The following is a 1,397-nucleotide window of genomic DNA, read 5'->3' on the forward strand; positions in this document are numbered from 1 at the left end:
GGGTTGACCTGCACGTTCACGGGGGTGAGCTCGGTGTACGCGGTGGGGTGCGGGCCCGGTTCCAGGTCGGGCTGTGGGTCCTGTGGCGCTCCGGGCCCGAGCGCGCGGGCGCCGGCGCGCCGGCGCCCGTCCGGGGCGTCCAGGGCGCGCCCCCCGGGCTCCGGCTCCGCCCCCGCCTGGAGGGGCGCCCCGCAGAAGCCGCAGCGGTCGCCGATGAGTTCCATCGCGCACCAGTGGCAGGTCTCGCGCCGTACGGAGGAGACGAGTTGGTAGAGGACGGACAGGTCGGGCAGGTACGCCGCGAACTCGACCAGCTTGCCCGTCCCCCACCAGCGGGGCGAGGCCTCGGGCAGCGGGGTCTCCTGGACGGGGCCCTGGATCCGCCAGCCGGGTACGAGGGTGGTGGCGGGCCAGTCGGTCTGCAGCTGGCCGCGGGCGAGGAGGAGTTCGGTGCCGAACTCCGGACCGGGGAGGGCGGTCTCGCCGGCGCCGCCGACGCGGGTGATCCGGGCGGTGGGCCCGGCGAGTACGGCGAAGTGGGCACCGGGCAGCCAGCCCTTGAGGTGGGAGCCGAGGCTGACGGGGACGCGGTCGAGCCGGGAGACGGAGCCGAGGACGGCGCCGGCGTAGATGTAGTGGGCGAGCAGCCGGGCGGCGGAGGCGAGGACTCCAGGGCTGAACTCGCAGCCGGCCAGCTGGCGGAGCTGGCGGACGAGGACGGCCGCGCCGAGGGGTGGCAGGTCGGTCCTGACCAGGGCGATCCGGTCGCTTTCGAGCAGGGCGCGGACGGCGCGCAGCCGCTGCTCGACGGCGGGCGGGGCCGAGGAGGGGCAGACGACGACCACGTGCCCGTACCGCGAGATCAGCTGCTGCATGTCGGCGATCGAGGCTTCGAGCGACCGGGTGTCGGGGGCCGGGAGAACGGTGGCGTGCGGGGTCCCGGGGTCGGTCGGCGGCAGTGCCAGATCGGCACTGGTGACCGCGATCGCTGTCGGCACGCCGGACCCCCCGTCCCCTCCGGCCTCCGGTGTCCCGGGGGCCGCGGATCACTTACCGCGTTCACGGCATCACCGCAGGGTGCTGCCGCCTCTGCACCTTATCCGCGCGGCCCGGGGTGGTGAACACACAATCCGCCAAGCCGTCCGGCTTTCTCGGGGGTCGCGGGGCCGGGACCTGCCGCGTGGTCCCGTGCCGTCGCCACCCGCTCTCAACAGGGCTTGCTGCCAGAGGTCTTGACAACGCGATTGGTCTGGACCAACTTGTCCCCACAGCGGTGGCCACCGTCGCACTCCCCGTACCCCGCATCACCGCCCGTACCCCCGCACCGCCCGAACCCGCATGCCCCGGTACAGCCTCGTACCCCCGTACGAGCCCCTCCGTACGACGACGTACGGCAC

General features: G+C 74.4%; 1 pseudogene. It reads right to left on the reverse strand.

The features are described from left to right. Window positions 1–173: 173 nt before the first annotated feature. Window positions 174–998, reverse strand: a pseudogene (locus tag EAO70_RS36130) (hypothetical protein); the annotation flags it as partial. Window positions 999–1,397: the final 399 nt, after the last annotated feature.

It is taken from the genome of Streptomyces sp. adm13(2018) (genome assembly GCF_008042145.1).
Lineage (GTDB): Bacteria > Actinomycetota > Actinomycetes > Streptomycetales > Streptomycetaceae > Streptomyces.